Source organism: Micromonospora sp. DT63, assembly GCF_049841615.1.
Taxonomy (GTDB): Bacteria; Actinomycetota; Actinomycetes; order Mycobacteriales; family Micromonosporaceae; genus Micromonospora.
Genome location: NZ_JBNCKQ010000008.1, coordinates 309,138 through 327,782 on the forward strand (window position 1 = coordinate 309,138; position 18,645 = coordinate 327,782).

Here is an 18,645-nt window from a genome sequence, read left to right on the forward strand (position 1 = left end):
TTCTGGGGCGATTGCGGCACTTTGCGCCGACCGAAAGTGCAAGATCGCGAGGGCGGAAGGGGGTGGAGGGGGTCAGCTCAGGGCTTCGCCCGCCGGGGCCGGGGTCTCCGCGTCGACGCGGTGGGCGCGGACCTTGTGGCCGACGCTCGTCAGGCAGCGGCCAGAGGGCAGGTCGAAGCGCCAGCCGTGCAGCTGGCAGGTGAGCTGGTCGCCCTCGACGATGCCGAACCGGGTCAGGTCCGCCTTCAGGTGCGGGCAGCGCCGCTGCACCACCCAGTCGCCCAGCGTGATGTCCTCGGCGTCGGTGGTGCGCTCGTGCTCGTCGTACCAACCCTCGGCGTACTGGAGGCGCTCCTCGGAGAGGCACTTGAAGAACGCGTAGACGAACTCGTTGTACTGGCCGATCCGGGCCGCCGAGAACCGGCACGACAGGAAGAGTGAGTTGACCCAGTCCACCTCGTCGATGAAGAGCAGGTGCTCGATCAGCGACCGCTCGGTCCGGAAGCGGTAGCGGACCTTCTCGTCCGCGTACGGCCGGACCTCCTTGCCCGGGAAGTCCACCACGATCGACTCGACGCTCTCGCCGTCGTAGCCCACCAGGTCGAAGCGGACCGGGCCGCCGACCCCCTTGGCCAGGTAGATCGACTCGTCGAGCAGCGGCTCGATGCGGCGCTTCATCTCGCCGAGCACGTCCACCTCGGGGTGCCGCCAGGACGCCTTCTCCGCCTCGATGATCGGGCGCTTGCGCTCCCGCATCTCCTCCAGGTGAGCGACCTTGTTCGCGAAGAACTCCTGCACCGGCACCGGGTGGGTGGTGCTCGCGCCCTCGGTGGTGACCTCGGCGACGCTGCCCGGCAGCAGCACGATGCCGTTGGTGCCGCCGACCTTCGCGTACTCGCTCAGGAAGACCGACTGGTCCGGGAAGATGTTGCCCTCGTCGCCGTGGATGTCGTTGAACTGCCACAACTCGTCGTCGAGGAAGCACGGCGGGCCGGCGATCGGGAAGACGTGGTCGGCCTTCAGGTCGTCGATGTAGCGCCACGTCCGGTCGAACTGCCGGTCGCGCTTCTGCTTGCCGAACGCGGTCTTCGCCGCCTGCGGCAACTCGTAGACCATCGGGTACCAGATCGCCCCGGAGAACTGGAGCAGGTGCGCGTGCACGTGCCCCAGCTCGGCGAAGACGCTCAGGTCGGTGGGGCGGGCGTCGTTCTGGTTGAGCAGCCGCACACCGTCGTACTCCACCCAGAGCGAGGAGTCGCCGATCGGGCCGTCCGTGGGGCTGGTCAGCGCCTGGATCATGATCTTCAGGCCGCCGTCGAGCTCCACGACCTGCTCGTTGGGCGCCTTCAGGAACTTCGTGAAGCCCAGCGCCCGGAACTCGTCCTCCATCTCCGAGGTCGGGAACTCGGGGAGCAGGACGGTCGCGTCCTTCGAGACGAAGTCCCGCAGGTGCTTCGCGTCGAAGTGGTCCCGGTGCAGGTGGGAGACGTACAGGTAGTCGACCTGGCCCAGCGTCTCCCAGTCGAGCAGGGAATTGTCCGGGAAGGGAAACCACGAGGCGAAGTAGGCCGGGTTGACCCACGGGTCGCACAGGATGCTGCCCGCGGCCGTGTCGATCCGCATGCTGGCGTGCCCGGTTCCGGTCACTCGCACCGCACAGTCCCCCTCAAACAGACAATCAGGTGTACGCCAAACGCTACCGGAGGGAGTCTGACCGCCACCCCGCGACGCCCGTAGTGCCGTCCGGCCTGGGCGGGCAGGGCCAGAAGTCGGGGAAACCCCCACCGCACCGCCCCGGGCAGGAGGCGTGCCAGACTAACCAAAGATCCGATCGCGAGGAAGGACCGACAGTGGCAGGAAGCGAGCCGGTAACGTCGCCGGACCAGCACAAGCCCGGGCACCGCAAGTCGGGGCGCATCGGCGCCGTGCTGTCCGCGCTGGCGCTGGTCGTCATGGCGTTCTGCGGCAACCACGAGGGCAGGGTCGAGGACATCTGGCTGATCGGCCTGGCCGCGCTGCTGCTGGTCATCGTGATCGGCGACGCTGTGCTGCGGCGCAACGGTCTGCGCTCCTGACCCGACCGACCGCCGAACGACCGGCCGACGTACGCCGAGGGCCCGCCCCCACCCGGGGACGGGCCCTCGTTCGCGTACGGCTCGGGGTCAGCGCCCGAACAGGATGTCCTGTACGTCCTTGAGCGCGGCGTCGACCTCGGCCTCGAAGTAGCCGCCGGGCACCAGGCCGAACCGGAGCGTGTCCAGATCCTTCGGGTCGACAGGCATCGGGTTACGGCGCTGCATGCCGCCGAGCAGGGTCTCGAAGAACCGGTCCACCTGGTCCGGGTCGTACCCGCTGCCGAACCGGCGCACCTGGAAGCTGCGGCGGATCTGGTCGACCCGGTACAGGTCGCTGCCGGGCGGGCCGGCCATCGGCGGGCCACCCATCGGAGGCCCTGCCATCGGCGGACCACCCATCGGCGGGCCGGCCACGGCGGGCGGACCCGCCATCGGCGGGCCACCGAGGCCCTGCTGCGGCATCGGCGGCGGGCCGCCCGGGCCACGGCGCATGTCGCGCAGGTCCCGTTCGGGCATCCGGATCTCGGCGGTCATGTCGGTGCGACCGTGCCGACCGGCCTCGAAGCCGTCGAAGCGGGGCTCCTCCGGCGGGTAGCCGCCACCGGGCCCACGCTGGTCGTCAGGCGGGCCGTAGCCGCCAGGCATGCGCTGGTCGTCGGGCGGACCGTAGCCGCCGGGCATCCGCTGGTCGTCGGGCGGACCGTAGCCACCCGGACCGGCGGGCAGACCGCGCTGCGGGACGCCGTGGCCCATCGGACCACCCGGTCCCATCGGGCCCGGACCGCCGGGGCCGGGGCCGCGCTGCGCGTCGTAGCCGCCGCCGCGAGGGGCGTCGTACCCGCCGGCGAAGGCGCCGGTGGGCTCGTCGTACCGGCCGTAGCGGTCGGCGGGCGGACCGGCCTGCGCGGGCATCGGCCGGGGCGGCATCGGCTGCGGGACCATGCCCCCACGGTCGTCGCGCAGCGGCGGGCCCATCCGGTCCGGCGGGCCCATCCGGTCACCCATCCGAGGGTCGCCGCCGCGCCCGGCGCTCGTGCGCTCCTCCAGCTCGGCCAGCTGTCGCTCGACCCGGTCCAGGTGCAGGTCGACCTGCCACTCGTCGTAGCCGTTGAACCGGACCCGGAAGACGACGTCGTGGACCTCCTGGGAGGCCACCGGCGCACCCACCTGCCGGCCGTCGAGCGTCGCCTCGACCCGGTCGAGGAAGGCATCCACCTCGTCGACCTTGTATCCCCGGCGGAGCGCCTTGCGCCGGAAACGCTGACCCTGACTCGCCACTATGTCTCCTGGTCTCGTTCGCCACGCCCGGTCACGCCGGTGCCTCTCCGGCGCGGTCGGTGAAGGTGTCGGTGTCCTCGGCGGCGGCGAGCTGGCCACACGCGCCGTCGATCTCGCGACCCCGGGTGTCCCGTACGGTGGTGGACACTCCCGCGTCACGCAAGCGCCGGACGAACTCCCGCTCGACCGGCTTCGGGCTCGCGTCCCAGCGGCTGCCCGGCGTCGGATTGAGCGGGATGAGGTTCACGTGCGCCAACTTGCCTGCCAACAGCCGCCCGAGCAGGTCAGCTCGCCACGGCTGGTCGTTCACGTCCTTGATCATTGCGTATTCGATGGACACGCGACGGCCCGTCCGGGCGGCATAGTCCCACGCTGCGTCCAGCACCTCGGCTACCTTCCAGCGCTGGTTTACCGGCACGAGTTCGTCGCGCAGATCATCATCGGGCGCGTGCAACGACAGCGCAAGGGTCACAGAGAGGTCTTCGCTGGCCAGTCGGCGGATGGCCGGAACCAGGCCGACCGTGGAAACGGTGATGTGCCGCTGGGACAGACCCAGACCCTCCGGAGCGGGGCTGACCAGCCGACGGATCGCCGCGATGACCCGGTTGTAGTTGGCCAGCGGCTCGCCCATGCCCATGAACACGACGTGCGACAGCCGCGGCGGTGAGCCGGCGACCGCTCCGGAGGCTGCCACCCCGGCCAGGTAGACCGCCTGGTCGACGATCTCGGCCGTGGACAGGTTGCGGGTCAGCCCGGCCTGGCCGGTGGCGCAGAACGGGCAGGCCATGCCGCAGCCCGCCTGACTGGAGATGCAGACCGTGACGCGGTCCGGGTAGCCCATCAGCACGCTCTCCACCAGCGCGCCGTCGTGCAGCTTCCAGAGCGCCTTGCGGGTCGCTCCGTCGTCGCAGGCCAGCTCGCGCACCGGCGTGAGCAGCGTCGGCAGCAGCTGGTCGGCCAGCCGCTCACGCGTCGCCGCAGGGAGGTCGGTCATCGCCTGCGGGTCGCGGACCAGCCGCCCGAAGTAGTGGTTGGAGATCTGCTTGGCGCGGAACGCGGGCTCACCCAACCCGGCGACAAGCGCCTGGCGGCCGGCCAGATCCAGGTCGGCGAGGTGTTGCGGCGGCATGGAAGCCCGGCGTGCGGCGGGGGCTTCCGAGATGGCGGGGATCAACGGCAGGCTCGTCATGGCTGGTCCAGTGTGTCACGCCTCCGGCGCCGGGCACCCCTGCGGAGGTGTGGAACCGACCCCGACCGCCGGTCGGCAACCCTCGGACCACCGTGATCCATGCCTCACCCCACCACCGGCACGAAGATCGCCAACAGCAGGTACGCGGTCGGCACCGCGAACAGGATCGAGTCCAACCGGTCCATCAGGCCACCGTGCCCGGGCAGCAGGTTGCTCATGTCCTTGACCCCGAGGTCCCGCTTGATCATCGATTCGGCGAGATCGCCGAGGACCGCCGCACAGGAGACGGCCACCCCGAACACGGCACCCCACCAGGGGGCCACCTCGAACATCAGCCACAGCAGCAGGGCACTGCCCAGCGCCGCCGCGGTGACCGAGCCGGCGAAACCCTCCCAGGACTTCTTGGGGCTGATCGACGGGGCCATCGGGTGGCGGCCGAAGGACACGCCGGCCGCGTACCCGCCGGTGTCGGAGAGGACCACCGCGATCAGCGTGGCCAGGATGCGCAGCCGGCCGTCGTCGGGGGCCGCCGCCAGCAACGCCGCGAAGCCACCGAGGAACGGCACGTAGACAGCGATCAGGGTGGCCGCGGTGAGATCCCGCTGGAAGCCGGCCGGGCCGTCGCCCAACCGCCAGACCATCGTGCCCAGCACGGTGACCAGCAGGCCCAGGCTGAGCGCGTCCGGACCGGCGAACCACGCCAGCCCGATGGTCAGCACGCCACCGGCGAGCAGCGGCACCAGCGGCGGGTGGGCGCCGCTGCGGCGGACCGCCCGGGCCATCTCCCAGATGCCCACCGCGATGGCGGCGGCGATCACCGGCAGGAACGCCAGCGGGTAGAAGACCAGCGGCACCACGATCAGCGCGCCGAGGCCGAGCCCGACCCCGATGGCCGCCGGCAGGTTCCGGCCGGCCCGCCCGGTGCCCACCTGCTGGGTCGCCGGCCGGTCGAGGCTGGCCCGTCGCCGGCCCCTCTGCCGCCGGCCCTTCGGGGGCTCCGGCTCGGTCACCGGGTCGTCGTCCGGCAGGATCTCCGCGCCGATGGGCGCGAGCTGCGCCGTCGGGAAACCGGCATCGTCGTCGAAGCGCGGCGGAACGTCACGGTCGTCGAAGTAGGGCGGCACGTCACCGTCGTCGAAGTGCGGCGGCGCGGCACTGTCGTCGTAACGCTGGCCGGCGCCCGGGTCGGCATAACGTGGCGCCGCGTCACCCGCTGGCGGGCGGTCGCCGTAGCGGGCGGGGCGACCCCGGTCGTCGTACCTGTCGGACTGGTTCCGCTCGTCGTCGTAGCGATCCCGGTCGTCGAACCGGTCGCGCCGATCCCGGTCGTCGAAGCGGTCCCGGTCGTCCGGGCGGACCGTCCGGCCGCGCTCGTCGTACGGGTCAGCCGGGTACGGATCGGCGTACGGGCGGGTTCGTGGCTCGGCGTACACCTCGGGCCCGGCTGTCGGACGGCGGCTCCACTGGCCCGCCTCGATCTCCTGCTCGGGCCAGGGCAGGGCCACCGGGCGCTCGGGTCGGTCCCAGCCGCGCGGCTCGTCGGTGTAGGGGTCGGGGTGGGACATCACGCACCGCGACGCGGCACGAGTACCACCACATGACGCAAGACCACAAGCATCCCCTACACGCGCGACTGTGTTCCTCCGGCTCGACCGCCCCGACGGTCGGTCGATTCCCGGTGCGCACCGCCCGGTGGCCGGGAATCCTGCCGAGCCTACTGCACCCGCCGCCGGGGCGAGGCGGACGATGGCGCCAGTGGCCGCCGAGGCCCCTCGCGGGGTCGCGGTGGGCGGGGTCCGGCGAGTGGCCCACGCTGCCACGACGGCGACGGCCGGACGCCGGCCCGAGAACCGCGCCCCGCCGCCCGCCCGAGCGCCCCCGGCGCATCGACGCCTATCCGACCGAGCATCCGGGCGAACAGGGGATGACCCGCGCCACCCGTCGGTGGTCGGCTGTCGGTGTGCCGGCGTCCGCCGGCGGTCTGCACCACAGCAACGGGGAAGGAACGTTCGTGCGCAGAATCAGCCTGGCGGTGCTGACGATGGCCGCCCTCGTCCTGACGGCGGCCCCACCGGCCACCGCGGCGACACGGAACGCCACCATCAGGATCGACCACCGCACCAGCGAGATCTACCTGTACGACGGGAGCCCCGACGGCACCGGGCCGGCGTTCCCGGCCGCCACCGCCCGGGGGGAGGTGCGCAACTGCCCGACCGGCGTGTACTTCCTGTCGGCGTCGCTGACCCAGGACGGCCTGCCGACCTACTGGGCCACCGGCGGCCTCGGCGCCGGCGAGATCGTCTGCGACGGCGGCACCGCCAGCATCTCGATGGGCTTCTACCGGGCCGACCCGGTGCTGCATCCGGGTCGGGCCACCGTGCGCTTCGAGCTGCACGACGCGTACGTCGGAACGACCCTGACCGAGACGACCCGGACCGTCCGGATCCCCCACTGACGCTCGGACGGCGCGAGGCCCGTCCCCGGATCGGGGGCGGGCCTCGCATCGGCTGCTCACCCGGCGGACGCCGGGTCGGGCCTCAGACCTCCAGCAGCTCGGTCTCCTTGTGCTTGACCAGGTCGTCGATGTTGGCGACGTAGCGCTGCGTCAGGTCGTCCAGTTCCTTCTCGGCGCGGCGACCGTCGTCCTCGCCGGCCTCGCCGTCCTTGACGATCCGGTCCAGCTCCTCCTTGCCACGGCGGCGGACGTTGCGGATCGCCACCTTGGCCTCCTCGCCCTTGTGCCGGGCCACCTTGATCATGTCGCGGCGGCGCTCCTCGGTCATCTGCGGGAGCAGGATGCGCAGCTGGTTGCCCTCGTTGTTCGGGTTCACCCCGAGGTCCGAGTCGCGGATCGCCTTCTCCATCGCGTTGATCTGCGAGTTGTCGTACGGCTTGATGATGGCCATCCGCGGCTCGGGAACCGCGATGGACGCCATCTGCGTCAACGGAGTGGGCGTGCCGTAGTAGTCGATGATGACCTTGGAGAACATGGCGGCGTTGGCGCGACCGGTGCGGATCGCGCCGAACTCCTCCTTGGCGTGCTCAACGGCACGCTCCATCTTCTCCTCGGCCTCGAGGAGGGTGTCGTCGATCACCGGTCTCCTCGCCTCCTTCTGTGCTCGTCGTGGGCTCTGCTGAAAGTCGTCCGGGCCGCTGCCGGTCACGCTCAGGCGGTGATCAGGGTGCCGATCTTGTCGCCACCCACCGCGCGGATGATGGTGTCGTCACCCTGCGCGCCGAAGACCAACATCGGCAGGCCGTTCTCCATGCAGAGGCTGAACGCCGCGGCGTCGGCCACCCGCAGGTTGCGGCGCAGCACCTCGGAGAAGGTGATCGAGTCGAGCTTGCTGGCGGTGGGGTCGATCCGCGGATCGGCGGTGTACACGCCGTCCACGCCGTTCTTGCTCATCAGCACCACGTCGGCCCGGATCTCCAGCGCCCGCTGGGCGGCCACGGTGTCGGTGGAGAAGTACGGCATGCCCGCGCCGGCGCCGAAGATGACCACACGGCCCTTCTCCAGGTGCCGGATCGCCCGCAACGGGATGTACGGTTCGGCGACCTGGGCCATCGTGATGGCGCTCTGCACGCGGGTCTCGATGCCTTCCTTCTCCAGGAAGTCCTGCAACGCGAGGCAGTTCATCACGGTGCCGAGCATGCCCATGTAGTCGGCGCGAGCGCGGTCCATCCCGCGCTTCTGCAGCTCCGCGCCACGGAAGAAGTTGCCCCCGCCGACCACCACGGAGACCTGCACGCCGCGGCGGACCACTGTGGCGATCTGCCGGGCGATGGCCTGCACGACGTCCGGGTCGACGCCGATCGCGCCGCCACCGAACACCTCACCCGAGAGCTTCAGCACCACCCGGCGGGCCCGCCCCGGCGGCGGCGCCGTCGGATCGTCCACCGCCAGCGTCCGGTCACTCACAACCTGCGTCATCCGCCCCGCCTTCCCCCACGCGCACGCCCCGCGCGACGCGTTACCGCGAACCTGCCGCTGCCGACCCTATGTGACGAGGAGGCCGCGGTGCCTGTCACGTACACCGGCGGCCTCCTCGTCGACGTTTCCTGCCCACGGGCGCGCGCGGCGCCCGGTGGCGGCTCAGGCCTGGCCGACCTCGAACCGCACGAAGCGGGTGACCTCGATGCCGGCCTCGGCCAGCATCTGCTTCACCGTCTTCTTGTTGTCGGCGACGGACGACTGCTCGACGAGGACGTAGTCCTTGAAGAAGGAGTTCACCCGACCCTCGACGATCTTCGGCAGGGCCGCCTCGGGCTTGTTCTCCTCGCGGGCGGTCTGCTCGGCGATGCGCCGCTCGGACTCGACGACCTCGGCCGGAACCTCGTCCCGGGTGAGGTACTTCGGCCGCATCGCGGCGATCTGCATGGCGACACCACGGGCGTCAGCGTCGCCCGCCTCGTCGGACTTGCCGGTGTACGACACCAGCACGCCGACGGCCGGCGGCAGGTCCTGCGCCTTGCGGTGCAGGTAGACCGCGGTGGTGCCCTCGACCTTGGCGAAGCGGTTCAGCACCAGCTTCTCGCCGATCTTGGCGGACTGCTCCTGGACCAGGTCCGCGACGACCTTGCCGTCCAGCTCGGAGGCGAGCAGCTCCTCGGCGTTGTTCACGCCGGAACGCTCGCCGTGCTCCACCAGCTGCTGGGCCAGCGCGATGAACGACTCGGTCTTGGCGACGAAGTCGGTCTCGCAGTTGAGCTCGAGCAGCGCCTTGCCGGAGTGGGCGACCAGGCCGTTGGCGGCCGTACGACCGGCCCGCTTGCCGACATCCTTGGCGCCCTTGACGCGCAGGATCTCGATGGCCTTGTCGAAGTCGCCCTCGGCCTCGGTCAGCGCCTTCTTGCTGTCCATCATGCCGGCGCCGGTGAGGTCGCGGAGCTTCTTGACGTCCGCGGCGGTGATTTGGGACATGGCTCTCTCTTCGGTGTTGAGACGGCGTGTGGATGGTCAGAGGTGCCGGTTACCCGGATCCGGGCGGATCGTGCCCGGCGTACCGCCGCTGCCCGCCGTCCGCGGAAAAACGGACGGACGGGCAGCGACGGTGCGGGTCACTCCGCGGTGGCGGCCGCCGGCTGCTCGGTGGCGGCCTGCGCCGGCTGCTCCGGAGCGGGCTGCTCGGCGGCGGCAGCGGCCGGCTGCTCGGCCGGTGCGGCCGACTCGTCGGCCTTCTTCGGCTCCAGCAGCTCGCGCTCCCACTCGGCCAGCGGCTCGTCGCTCGCGACGCCCTCGGGCTTCTCGTCCCCGCCCCGGCGACGACCCGACCGCGCGATCAGACCGTCCGCGACGGCGGCCGCGACCACGCGGGTCAGCAGCTCGGCGGAGCGGATCGCGTCGTCGTTGCCCGGGATCGGGAAGTCGACCTCGTCCGGGTCGCAGTTGGTGTCGAGAACGGCGATCACCGGGATGCCCAGCTTGCGGGCCTCGTCGACGGCGATGTGCTCCTTCTTGGTGTCGACGATCCAGACCGCGGCCGGCAGCTTCTGCATGTCCCGCAGACCACCCAGCGTGCGGGTCAGCTTGATCTTCTCGCGGGAGAGCTGCAGGGTCTCCTTCTTGGTGTAACCGGCGGCGGTGCCGCTGAGGTCACCCAGGCCCTCCAGCTCCTTCATCCGCTGGAGGCGCTTGTACACGGTCTGGAAGTTGGTCAGCATGCCACCGAGCCAGCGGTGGTTGACGTACGGCTGACCGACCCGGGTCGCCTGCTCGGCGATGGCCTCCTGGGCCTGCTTCTTGGTGCCGACGAAGAGGATGCTGCCACCCTCCGCGACGGTCCCACGCACGAACTCGTACGCCTTCTCGATGTAGTCGAGAGTCTGGCGCAGGTCGATGATGTAGATGCCGTTGCGCTCGGTCATGATGAAGCGCTTCATCTTCGGGTTCCAACGCCGGGTCTGGTGCCCGAAGTGGACACCGCTCTCCAGCAGCTGGCGCATGGTCACGACGGCCATGGGTGGGGTACTCCTCAAGATCCCTGGTTGTCACGCCCGGCCGGTGGCCGGGCGTCCTGGCGCCTGGTCGCCGGCCCATGGTGGGCCCGATCAAGATCGGGACCAGGGAGGCCGTCGCTTCACGACGATTCGTGAAGAGGGCACGCGAGGTCGACCGCGCGAGGCGGTCGCCAGTTGGCCAGTGTACGCCCCTCCCCCGCCCGACGACCTCCGGGTGCAGCGCGGGCGGGGCTGCCAGGCGGGGCCCGCCGGGCCGGCTGCCAGGCGGGGCCCGCCGGCGGGTCTGTCGGGCGGAGCTGTGCGGGTGGGACTCAGCCGGCGGCGAGGGCGGCGGCGACGAAGAGCACCAGGCCGACAGTCAGGTACGCCGTCGGAGGACGCAGCCATCCCCGTCCGCCGTCGGAAAGCGCCAGTCCGCCGGTTCTGAGTCCGTACAGCCCCGCTGCGAAGATCGGCAGCCCGGCTACCAGGCAGATGCCCACCACGACGTTGCCAGCGTCCAGCGGGTCGCCGGTCACGCCCGCCAGCAACACCCGCAGCGCGGGGATCTCGAAAATCAACGCCAGCAGGGCGAAGAGCGCGGCCAACGCCGGGCGACGGGTCCGGTAGACACCGTCGGCCGGCTGGGGGTACACCGGCGGCTCGCCGGCGGACAGGTCGGGCCGCGGGCCGATCCCCGGCATCGGGCCGGTCGGCATCTCCAGCGGGTGCGGCTGCTCCCCGCCGCCCCGGGTCGGCTCGATGATCGGATATCCGGCGAGTGGGGCGGGCCGGGCCTGGTCGGCGAGCACACCGGCCGCCGGCCCGACGGCCTGGGCGGCCGCCGACCCGGCGTCTCGGGCGAGCTCCGGCGTGGCGTCCCGCGCCACCTCGGGCGTGGCCGGGCTCAGCGGCTCTCGGGCGGCCCGGCGGCCGGGCAGCTCCCCGGAGATCTCCGAGGGGTCCCGATCCGCCCTGCGGGAGCGGGTCGCCCGGTAACCGTCCCCCTCCGTACGCGCGTCACCAAGCGGGTCGACAGCGCCGAAGCGTCCGGAGTCGGCCTCGCCGCTGCCGAACATCCCCGCCTGGGCGTCGACGGCGCCGAACCGCCCCGAGTCCGACTCGGGCGGGCCACCGAAACGGCCGGCGTCCACCGCGCTCAGACGGCCGGAGTCCGACTCCGGCGGGCCACCGAAACGGCCCGAGTCCACCACGTTCAGACGGCCGGAGTCCGACTCCGGCGGGCCACCGAAGCGGCCCGCGTCCACCGCGCCGAAGCGGCCCGAGCCCGGTTCCGGGATGGCGCCGAAGGGCGCCGGATCCGGCTCACGGCGTCGACCGATGCCGGTGTCCTCGAGGGATCGACCGTCTTCGCCGCCGCGCTGCTCGGGGATCTCGCTGTCCCGGTATCGCGGCTCACCCGCGCCGCGCCACTCGGAATCGCCGTAACCGCGACCCCGCTCGTCGGGGTACCAGCGCGACTCCTGATCTTCCGGAAAGCTCCGTCGTCCGTCCACGTCAGGCACCGTATGCGACAGGCCACGTCCGCGCCATTTCAGCCCGGTCGGCCGGTGAAGGGTGCAGCTCCTCGTCCCGGTCGCTGCATAGCACGGCGCGGGCTTGATCGTCCGGTTGTCCACAGGACGCCCGTCGTCCACAGCCGGGCCGTCGTGGGGTCGCGACGCGCGCACTCGGACGGGCACCGTCGCGGCCATGACGAAGCGGAACCAGGCGGTCGGCGCGTACGGCGAGCGGTGTGCCGCCCGGCACCTGAGCGAGGCGGGGCTACGCCCGATCGCCCGGAACTGGCGCTGCCCGCAAGGCGAGATCGACATCATCGCCTGGGACGGGCCGGTGCTCGCGTTCTGCGAGGTGAAGACACGTCGGGGCGACGTGTTCGGCACACCGGCCGAAGCTGTCGTACCAGCCAAGGCCCGTCGCCTGCGCGGGCTCGCCGCGATCTGGCTCGCCGAGACCGGCACCAGCGCCGACGAGGTGCGGTTCGACGTGCTGTCGGTACGACTGCCCGCCGCCGGTCCCGCGCAGGTCGACCACCTCAAGGGCGCGTTCTGAGATGCGCCGCCGACGGATCGGTGACGCGTCATGAGCTACGCGAAGGTGCTCTGCGTGGGGCTGGTCGGCGTCAACGGCCACCTCGTCGAGGTCGAGGCGGACCTGGCCGCCGGCCTGCCGGCCGTGGTGATCTCCGGTCTGCCGGACACGGCCCTGCACGAGGCCCGGGACCGGGTCCGGGCCGCCGTGGTCAACTCCGGCCAACGCTGGCCGAACCGGCGGATCACGCTGAACCTGCTGCCGGCCACGCTGCCGAAGTTCGGCTCGGCGTTCGATCTGGCCATCGCCGCCGCGCTGCTGGGCGGCTCGGGTGAGCTGCCGCTGCTCCCGCTGGAGGGGTCGTGGTCCTCGGTGAGCTGGGCCTGGACGGCACGGTCCGGCCGGTGCGCGGGGTGCTGCCGATGGTCGCCGCAGCGGCCAAGGCCGGCGTCGAACGGGTCATCGTGCCGACCGGCAACGCCGCCGAGGCCGCGGTCATCCCCGGCGTACGGGTGCGGGCGGTGGACACGCTGCACCGGCTGGTCGCCTTCGTCCGCGACGGCAGCCCGCTGATCGAACCACCGCCGGACGCGCCGGCACCGGTATCCGGCGGACCCGACCTCGCCGAGGTCGCCGGGCAGCAGCTGGGCCGGCGGGCGCTGGAGGTCGCCGCGGCGGGCGGGCACCACATCGCGCTGCTCGGCCCTCCGGGCGCCGGTAAGACGATGCTGGCCGAGCGGCTGCCGTCGCTCCTGCCCGAGCTGGACGACGACGCGGCGCTGGAGGTGACCGCGCTGCACTCGGTCGCCGGGCTGCTGCCACCGGGTGGTCGACTGCTGCGCCGGCCGCCGTTCCAGGCGCCGCACCACACGGCGACGATCCCGTCCCTCGTCGGCGGCGGTTCCGGGCTGGCCCGCCCTGGCGCGGTGTCGCTGGCCCACCGCGGGGTGCTGTTCCTGGACGAGGCGCCGGAGTTCAGCAAGGGCGCGCTGGAGGCGCTGCGCCAGCCGCTGGAAAACGGTCGCATCCTGCTGAGCCGCAGCGGGGGCGGCACCGAATACCCGGCCCGGACCCAACTGGTGCTGGCCGCCAATCCGTGCCCGTGCGCGAAGCCGTCCGGTGACGCGTACTGCGAGTGCTCGCCGCTGGTGCGCCGTCGCTACCTGGGCCGGCTCTCCGGGCCGCTGCTCGACCGGATCGACGTGCAGGTGCGGCTGATGCCGGTCCGGGCGGCGGAGCTGATGGCGTCCGTCGGCGACGCCGAGTCATCGGCCACTGTCGCCGCCCGGGTCGCGGCGGCCCGCCGCGCGGCCGCCGCCCGCTGGGCAAGCCTCGGGCGGCGACTCAACGCCGAGGTGGACGGGCCGCTCCTGCGCCGCCCACCGTGGCGGCTCCCGGCGCCGGTGACCGCCGAGCTGCGCGGCCGACTCGACTCCGGCTCGCTCTCGGCGCGGGGCTTCGACCGGGTGATCCGGATGGCCTGGACCATCGCGGACCTGGACGGCCGGGACCGGCCGGACCGCGACGACGTACGAGAGGCGATCCAACTACGAACGGGGGAGGCGGCATGAGCGCCGACGAGGAGAGCAGGCTGGCCCGGGTGGCGCTGACCTGGTTGGCCGAGCCGGGCACCCGGGCGGTGCACCAACTGGTCGACCGGCTCGGTCCGGTCGCGACACTGGATCTGTTGCTCGACGGCGGTAGCCCCGACGGCTGGCTGCACAGCACGGTGGCCGCCCGGTCGGCCGCCGGTGACGCGCGGGCGGTCGCCGCCGAGGCGTTGGCGAGGGCCGACCGGCTCGGCGCCCGCCTGGTCACCCCCGACGACGCGGAGTGGCCGGTCCGGGTGGCCGGCCTGAAGACGCTCCGGCTGCCGAACGCCATCCGCCGGGTGGACGGCGAGACCGCGCCGCCGCTCTGCTTCTGGGTACGCGGGGCCTGGGACCTGGGCGAGGCGCTGGAGCGCTCGGTGGCGGTGGTCGGCGCGCGGGCGGCCACCGGTTACGGCCAGCACGTCGCCACCGAACTGGGGTACGGGCTGGCCGAGCGGGACTGGACAGTGGTCTCCGGCGGCGCGTTCGGCATCGACGCGGCAGCCCACCGGGGTGCCCTCAACGCGGGCGGGTTGACCGTCGCGGTGCTGGCCTGCGGGGTGGACCGGCCGTATCCGATGGGCAACACCGCGCTCTTCGACCGGATCGCCGACACGGGGCTGCTGGTCAGCGAGTGGCCACCCGGCGCCGAGCCGCTGCGTCCCCGGTTCCTGATCCGCAACCGGGTCATCGCCGGGGGCACCCTCGGCACCGTCGTGGTGGAGGCGTCGGCGCGCAGCGGCGCGACGCAGACCGCCCGGCGGGCCATCCACACCGGGCGGGTCGCGATGGTCGTGCCCGGGCCGGTGACCTCGGCGATGTCCGTCGGGGCACACGAGTTGCTCCGCGAGTGCGCCGAGGTGCGGCTGGTCACCGGGGTGGCGCACGTGCTCGAGGAGGTGGGCCGGGTCGGCGCGGACCTGGCCCCGCTGGCCCGTGGCCCGCAGCGGCCGACCGACGCCTTGGACGACGACGCCCGATCCCTGCTGGAGGCGTTGCCCCGCCGGGGCGTACGGGGTGTGGACGCGCTCGCCGCCCGAGCCGGCGTGACCGTGCGTACCGCGCTGCGCAAGCTGTCGTTGCTGGAGGAGCTGTCCATGGTGGTGCGCCGCGACGACGGTTACGCCCTTGTCCCGCCAACCGGCTCGAAGGGCGGCTCATGAGCAGACACACCATCGCGGTGCCCGGCCGTCGGGTGTGGCGACACCGGCACCAGCGGGGCGAGCGTTGTGCGACTCGCGGCCGTACGCTGGTGCCGTGCCAGCTGTCAGTGGGGGTGCACACGCCGCGCGGCGGGCAGCAACCGCGACGCCGCCATGGGCGCGACTGCCGTGAGCCGGTCCAGCCGGGGCACCCGGGCCACCCACCAGGCGCTGCCGCCGGCGCTGCGGGACGCGGTCGACGACTTCGCCGAGCACCTCGCCCGGGTCCGCAACCGGTCGGCGCACACCGTCCGCGCGTACGTCACCGATGTGGTCACGTTGCTCGACCACGCCGTGCGGATGGGCTGCCTGGAGCTGGCCGAGCTGGACCTGTCGGTGCTGCGGAGCTGGCTGGCCCGGCAGCGGACCACAGGTGCCGCCCGTACGTCGTTGGCCCGTCGGGCCGCCTCAGCGCGGGCGTTCAGCGCCTGGGCGCACCGCGCCGGGTTGCTCCCGACCGACGTGGGCGCGGCACTGGCCAGCCCTCGTGCTCACCGGGAGTTGCCCAGCGTCCTGCGCGCCGACCAGGCCGCCGCCCTGGTGGAGGCGCCGTCCCGGCAACCGACGCCCGCGCACGGCACGACCGCGACGGAAGCAGCCGCGCACAGCGGGACCACGACGGCAACGCCCGCGCCGGACGCGGCCACGACGGCAACGCCCGCGCACGACCCTGCCACGACGGCAACGCCTGCCCACAGCACGACTGCGACGGGAGCCGTCGGCGAGGCGCCGGATGCCGCAGCCGCCGAGGCGGTGCTGTTGCGCGACCGGGTTCTGCTGGAGCTGCTCTACGCCACCGGCGTGCGGGTCAGCGAGGCGTGCGGACTGGACGTCGGGGACGTCGACCACGGCCGCCGGGTGATCCGGGTGTTCGGCAAGGGCGGCCGGGAGCGCTCGGTGCCGTACGGGGTGCCCGCGCAGCGGGCGTTGGACGAGTGGTTACGCCGGGGCCGACCGCTGGTGGCGGGCGCCCGCTCCGGCGACGCGCTGCTGCTCGGGGCGCGCGGTGGCCGGCTCAACCCGACGACGGCGCGACAGATCGTCGGCGGGTACGCCGAGACGGCCGGCCTTCCGCGGACCAGCCCGCACGGGCTGCGCCACTCCGCCGCCACCCATCTGCTGGAGGGCGGGGCCGACCTGCGCGCCGTGCAGGAGTTGCTCGGCCACTCGTCGCTGGCCAGCACGCAGATCTACACCCACGTCTCGGTGGAGCGGCTGCGCGCCGCCTACCGGCAGGCACATCCCCGCGCCTGATCAAGGGCCCAGGGGCCGGACCGGTCGACGGTTACGATCATCGAGTGAGCGTCCCGCAGCCACCCGAGCCGATCCCGGGCGCCCGCCTGCTCTTCTCCCTGGACCCGGCGGTCAGCCATCTCAACCACGGATCGTTCGGCGCGGTGCCGATCGGCGTGCAGCGAGTCCAGCAGCGGCTGCGCGACGAGATGGAGGCCAACCCGCTGCGCTTCTTCACCCAGGGGCTCGCCGACCGGATCACGCACACCCGCCGGCACCTCGCCGGGTTCCTGGGTGCCGACCCGGACGGCAGCGCGCTGATCGGGAACACCACCACCGGCGTCGCCGTGGTGCTGCAGTCGGTGGGCCTGCGACCCGGTGACGAGGTGCTCAGCACCGACCACGGGTACGGGGCGGTGAGCCTGGCCATCCAGCGGGAGTGCCGGCGCACCGGCGCGGAGAGCCGCGTCCTGCCGATCCCGCTGGCCGCCACCGACGAAGAGATCGTGCAGATCATCCGGGCCGGCCTGCGCCCGGGGCGGACGCGGCTGCTCGTCGTCGACCAGCTCACCTCCGCCACCGCCCGGCTCTTCCCGATCGCCGCCATCGTCGGGGCGGCCCACGAGAGCGGGGTGCCCGTTCTGGTGGACGCGGCACACGCCCCCGGGATGCTGGCCACCACCGTCGCGAGCATCGGCGCGGACTTCTGGGCGGGCAACCTGCACAAGTGGGGGTACGCCCCGCGTGGCACCGCCCTGCTGGTGGTCGCCCCCCAGTGGCGGGAGCGGATCGAGCCGCTGGTGGTCTCGTGGGAGCAGGAAGCCGGCTTCCCGGCCCGGCTCGAATGGCAGGCCACGCTCGACTACACCTCCTGGCTGGCCGCCCCGGCGGGACTGTTCACGCTGCGCAGCCTCGGCGTCGACCGGGTACGGGCGCACAACGCCGCGCTCGCCGCGTACGGCCAGCGGGTGGTGGGGGACGCGCTGGGGGTGGCCCCCGCTGATCTGCCCGACCCCGGCGGGCCGGCTGTGGCTCTCCGCCTCATTCCGCTGCCGCCCGGCACGGGCACCACGATCGACGCGGCTCGGGCGTTGCAGACCCGGATCGGCGAGCGGCTCGCCGCCGAGGTCGCGGTGATGAGTTGGAACGGCCGCGGATGGCTGCGGCTCACCGGTCAGGTCTACAACGCCGCCGACGAGTACGAACGGCTGGCCGTTCGGCTGCCGGCGTTGCTCGCCCAGCGCTGACCCGCTCCCGCCCGGACCGAGCGGGAGCGGACGCACCGAAATCGGGGCGCCGGGAAGCAGGTGCGCCGGAAGTAGGTGCGCCGGAAGCGGGTCCGCTGGGAGCGGGCGCACCGGGAGCAGCCGCACCGGGCCGAGGCCGAGCAGGGAGAGGGGGTCGAGATACTCCTCGCCCCGCCGCAGGCCCCAGTGCAGGCACGCCTGCGACGGGCAACCCGGGTGCCCGGGCAGCAGTTCGCCCAGCGGCGTGCCGGCGGTGACCGGCTGGCCGGGGCGTACGGCGGGTTGGACCGGCTCGTAGGTGGTCCGCAGCCCGTCGGCGTGCCCGACGGTGACGACCGGTCGGCCGGCCACCAGGCCGGCGAAGAGCACGGTGCCCGGCCCGGCGCTGCGGACCGCCGCTCCGGGCGGGGCGGCCAGGTCGACGCCACGGTGGCCGGGCAGCCACGGTCGGGGCGGCGGGTCGAACCGGCGCACCGGACGAGGTGGCCCGTCGAGGGGCCAGCGGAACCGCCCGGCAGGCACTGGTCCAGGCGCCGGGTCGGTCACGGCCGCGACCGGCACGGTTGGCGTCGGTGGTTGGCCGGGCACCGCCGCGACCAGCACCGCCAGCCCGCAGAGCTGGACGGTCAGTGCGAGCGGGAGCGCGGCGCAGAGCAGCAGCGTGCGGCGGATCCGATCGTCGGGTGGCGGTCGCATGACGGCAGCCTCCGGCGAAGGCTGGGCCGTCCGCCAGCCCGGCTGACGAAGCTGTGGACAACCAGGGGTCCTGTGGACGACCACCGAACCGCCCGATGATCTGTTATGGGAACGCTGTCCCGACCCGACGCACAGCGGACC

General features: G+C 73.0%; 15 protein-coding genes and 2 pseudogenes. 7 read left to right on the forward strand and 10 right to left on the reverse strand.

The window, feature by feature from the left end:
* Positions 1-72: 72 nt before the first annotated feature.
* Positions 73-1,653 carry a Rieske 2Fe-2S domain-containing protein gene (locus ACLQ27_RS27275; RefSeq protein WP_234584242.1) on the reverse strand — a complete coding sequence of 527 codons (1,581 nt, stop codon included), beginning with the start codon at positions 1,651-1,653 and terminating at the stop codon, positions 73-75.
* Positions 1,654-1,850: 197 nt separating this feature from the next.
* Between ACLQ27_RS27275 and ACLQ27_RS27280 the strand changes: the two genes are divergently transcribed.
* Entirely contained in the window at positions 1,851-2,075 is a 225-nt protein-coding gene (locus tag ACLQ27_RS27280) for a DUF2631 domain-containing protein (protein ID WP_234584241.1), read from the forward strand.
* 87 nt (positions 2,076-2,162) lie between these two features.
* On the opposite strand, the gene ACLQ27_RS27285 is transcribed toward ACLQ27_RS27280, so the two are convergent.
* From ACLQ27_RS27285 to ACLQ27_RS27295, 3 genes are all read right to left on the reverse strand, one after another.
* Entirely contained in the window at positions 2,163-3,353 is a 1,191-nt protein-coding gene (locus ACLQ27_RS27285) for a DivIVA domain-containing protein (RefSeq protein WP_357498011.1), read from the reverse strand.
* Between the two features lie 31 nt (positions 3,354-3,384).
* Positions 3,385-4,542: a 23S rRNA (adenine(2503)-C(2))-methyltransferase RlmN gene (gene rlmN / locus ACLQ27_RS27290; RefSeq protein ID WP_234584239.1), complete on the reverse strand. Its 1,158-nt coding sequence runs from the start codon at positions 4,540-4,542 to the stop codon at positions 3,385-3,387.
* Between the two features lie 104 nt (positions 4,543-4,646).
* Positions 4,647-6,107: a phosphatidate cytidylyltransferase gene (locus tag ACLQ27_RS27295; protein ID WP_425869336.1), complete on the reverse strand. Its 1,461-nt coding sequence runs from the start codon at positions 6,105-6,107 to the stop codon at positions 4,647-4,649.
* A gap of 446 nt (positions 6,108-6,553) precedes the next feature.
* On the opposite strand from ACLQ27_RS27295, the gene ACLQ27_RS27300 reads away from it, so the two are divergent.
* On the forward strand, positions 6,554-6,997 hold the full coding sequence (locus ACLQ27_RS27300) for a hypothetical protein (RefSeq protein WP_357498015.1): 444 nt from the start codon (positions 6,554-6,556) through the stop codon (positions 6,995-6,997).
* Positions 6,998-7,079: 82 nt separating this feature from the next.
* On the opposite strand, the gene frr is transcribed toward ACLQ27_RS27300, so the two are convergent.
* The 5 genes from frr to ACLQ27_RS27325 form a co-directional block, all read right to left on the reverse strand.
* Complete coding sequence (gene frr, locus ACLQ27_RS27305) at positions 7,080-7,637, reverse strand: ribosome recycling factor (RefSeq protein WP_204943784.1); 558 nt, start codon at positions 7,635-7,637, stop codon at positions 7,080-7,082.
* Positions 7,638-7,708: 71 nt separating this feature from the next.
* A complete protein-coding gene (gene pyrH, locus ACLQ27_RS27310) occupies positions 7,709-8,476 on the reverse strand; it encodes a UMP kinase (RefSeq protein ID WP_151490294.1) in 768 nt (255 codons plus the stop codon).
* A 162-nt stretch (positions 8,477-8,638) separates the two neighbouring features.
* Entirely contained in the window at positions 8,639-9,466 is an 828-nt protein-coding gene (tsf, locus tag ACLQ27_RS27315) for a translation elongation factor Ts (protein WP_234584236.1), read from the reverse strand.
* A 137-nt stretch (positions 9,467-9,603) separates the two neighbouring features.
* A complete protein-coding gene (gene rpsB / locus ACLQ27_RS27320) occupies positions 9,604-10,503 on the reverse strand; it encodes a 30S ribosomal protein S2 (protein WP_234584235.1) in 900 nt (299 codons plus the stop codon).
* 311 nt (positions 10,504-10,814) lie between these two features.
* Positions 10,815-11,999, reverse strand: a complete 1,185-nt coding sequence (locus ACLQ27_RS27325) for a hypothetical protein (protein ID WP_425869338.1) — start codon at positions 11,997-11,999, stop codon at positions 10,815-10,817.
* Between the two features lie 196 nt (positions 12,000-12,195).
* Here ACLQ27_RS27325 and ACLQ27_RS27330 point away from each other — a divergent pair, with 196 nt between their 5' ends.
* The 5 genes and pseudogenes from ACLQ27_RS27330 to ACLQ27_RS27350 all read left to right on the forward strand — a co-directional run bounded on the left by ACLQ27_RS27330 (position 12,196) and on the right by ACLQ27_RS27350 (position 17,808).
* On the forward strand, positions 12,196-12,555 hold the full coding sequence (locus tag ACLQ27_RS27330) for a YraN family protein (RefSeq protein WP_234584233.1): 360 nt from the start codon (positions 12,196-12,198) through the stop codon (positions 12,553-12,555).
* A gap of 30 nt (positions 12,556-12,585) precedes the next feature.
* Positions 12,586-14,105, forward strand: a pseudogene (locus ACLQ27_RS27335) (YifB family Mg chelatase-like AAA ATPase).
* Positions 14,102-15,289, forward strand: coding sequence for a DNA-processing protein DprA (gene dprA / locus ACLQ27_RS27340; RefSeq protein ID WP_425869340.1), 1,188 nt, complete (start codon positions 14,102-14,104; stop codon positions 15,287-15,289). The pseudogene ACLQ27_RS27335 and the gene dprA overlap by 4 nt, the downstream one beginning before the upstream one ends.
* Positions 15,290-15,442: 153 nt before the next feature.
* Complete coding sequence (locus ACLQ27_RS27345; RefSeq protein WP_425869342.1) at positions 15,443-16,582, forward strand: tyrosine-type recombinase/integrase; 1,140 nt, start codon at positions 15,443-15,445, stop codon at positions 16,580-16,582.
* A gap of 44 nt (positions 16,583-16,626) precedes the next feature.
* Positions 16,627-17,808, forward strand: coding sequence for an aminotransferase class V-fold PLP-dependent enzyme (locus ACLQ27_RS27350; protein ID WP_425869344.1), 1,182 nt, complete (start codon positions 16,627-16,629; stop codon positions 17,806-17,808).
* A 108-nt stretch (positions 17,809-17,916) separates the two neighbouring features.
* Here the strand turns inward: ACLQ27_RS27350 and ACLQ27_RS27355 are convergent.
* Positions 17,917-18,504 (reverse strand): annotated as a pseudogene (locus ACLQ27_RS27355) (murein hydrolase activator EnvC family protein); the annotation flags it as partial.
* Positions 18,505-18,645: the final 141 nt, after the last annotated feature.

Bases quoted from the DNA above. Each gene is read 5' to 3' on its own strand.
- rlmN (WP_234584239.1), bottom strand. From the start codon at position 4,542: ATGACGAGCCTGCCGTTGATCCCCGCCATCTCGGAAGCCCCCGCCGCA.
- ACLQ27_RS27295 (WP_425869336.1), bottom strand. From the start codon at position 6,107: ATGTCCCACCCCGACCCCTACACCGACGAGCCGCGCGGCTGGGACCGA.
- pyrH (WP_151490294.1), bottom strand. From the start codon at position 8,476: ATGACGCAGGTTGTGAGTGACCGGACGCTGGCGGTGGACGATCCGACG.
- tsf (WP_234584236.1), bottom strand. From the start codon at position 9,466: ATGTCCCAAATCACCGCCGCGGACGTCAAGAAGCTCCGCGACCTCACC.
- rpsB (WP_234584235.1), bottom strand. From the start codon at position 10,503: ATGGCCGTCGTGACCATGCGCCAGCTGCTGGAGAGCGGTGTCCACTTC.
- ACLQ27_RS27330 (WP_234584233.1), top strand. From the start codon at position 12,196: ATGACGAAGCGGAACCAGGCGGTCGGCGCGTACGGCGAGCGGTGTGCC.
- dprA (WP_425869340.1), top strand. From the start codon at position 14,102: ATGAGCGCCGACGAGGAGAGCAGGCTGGCCCGGGTGGCGCTGACCTGG.
- ACLQ27_RS27345 (WP_425869342.1), top strand. From the start codon at position 15,443: ATGGGCGCGACTGCCGTGAGCCGGTCCAGCCGGGGCACCCGGGCCACC.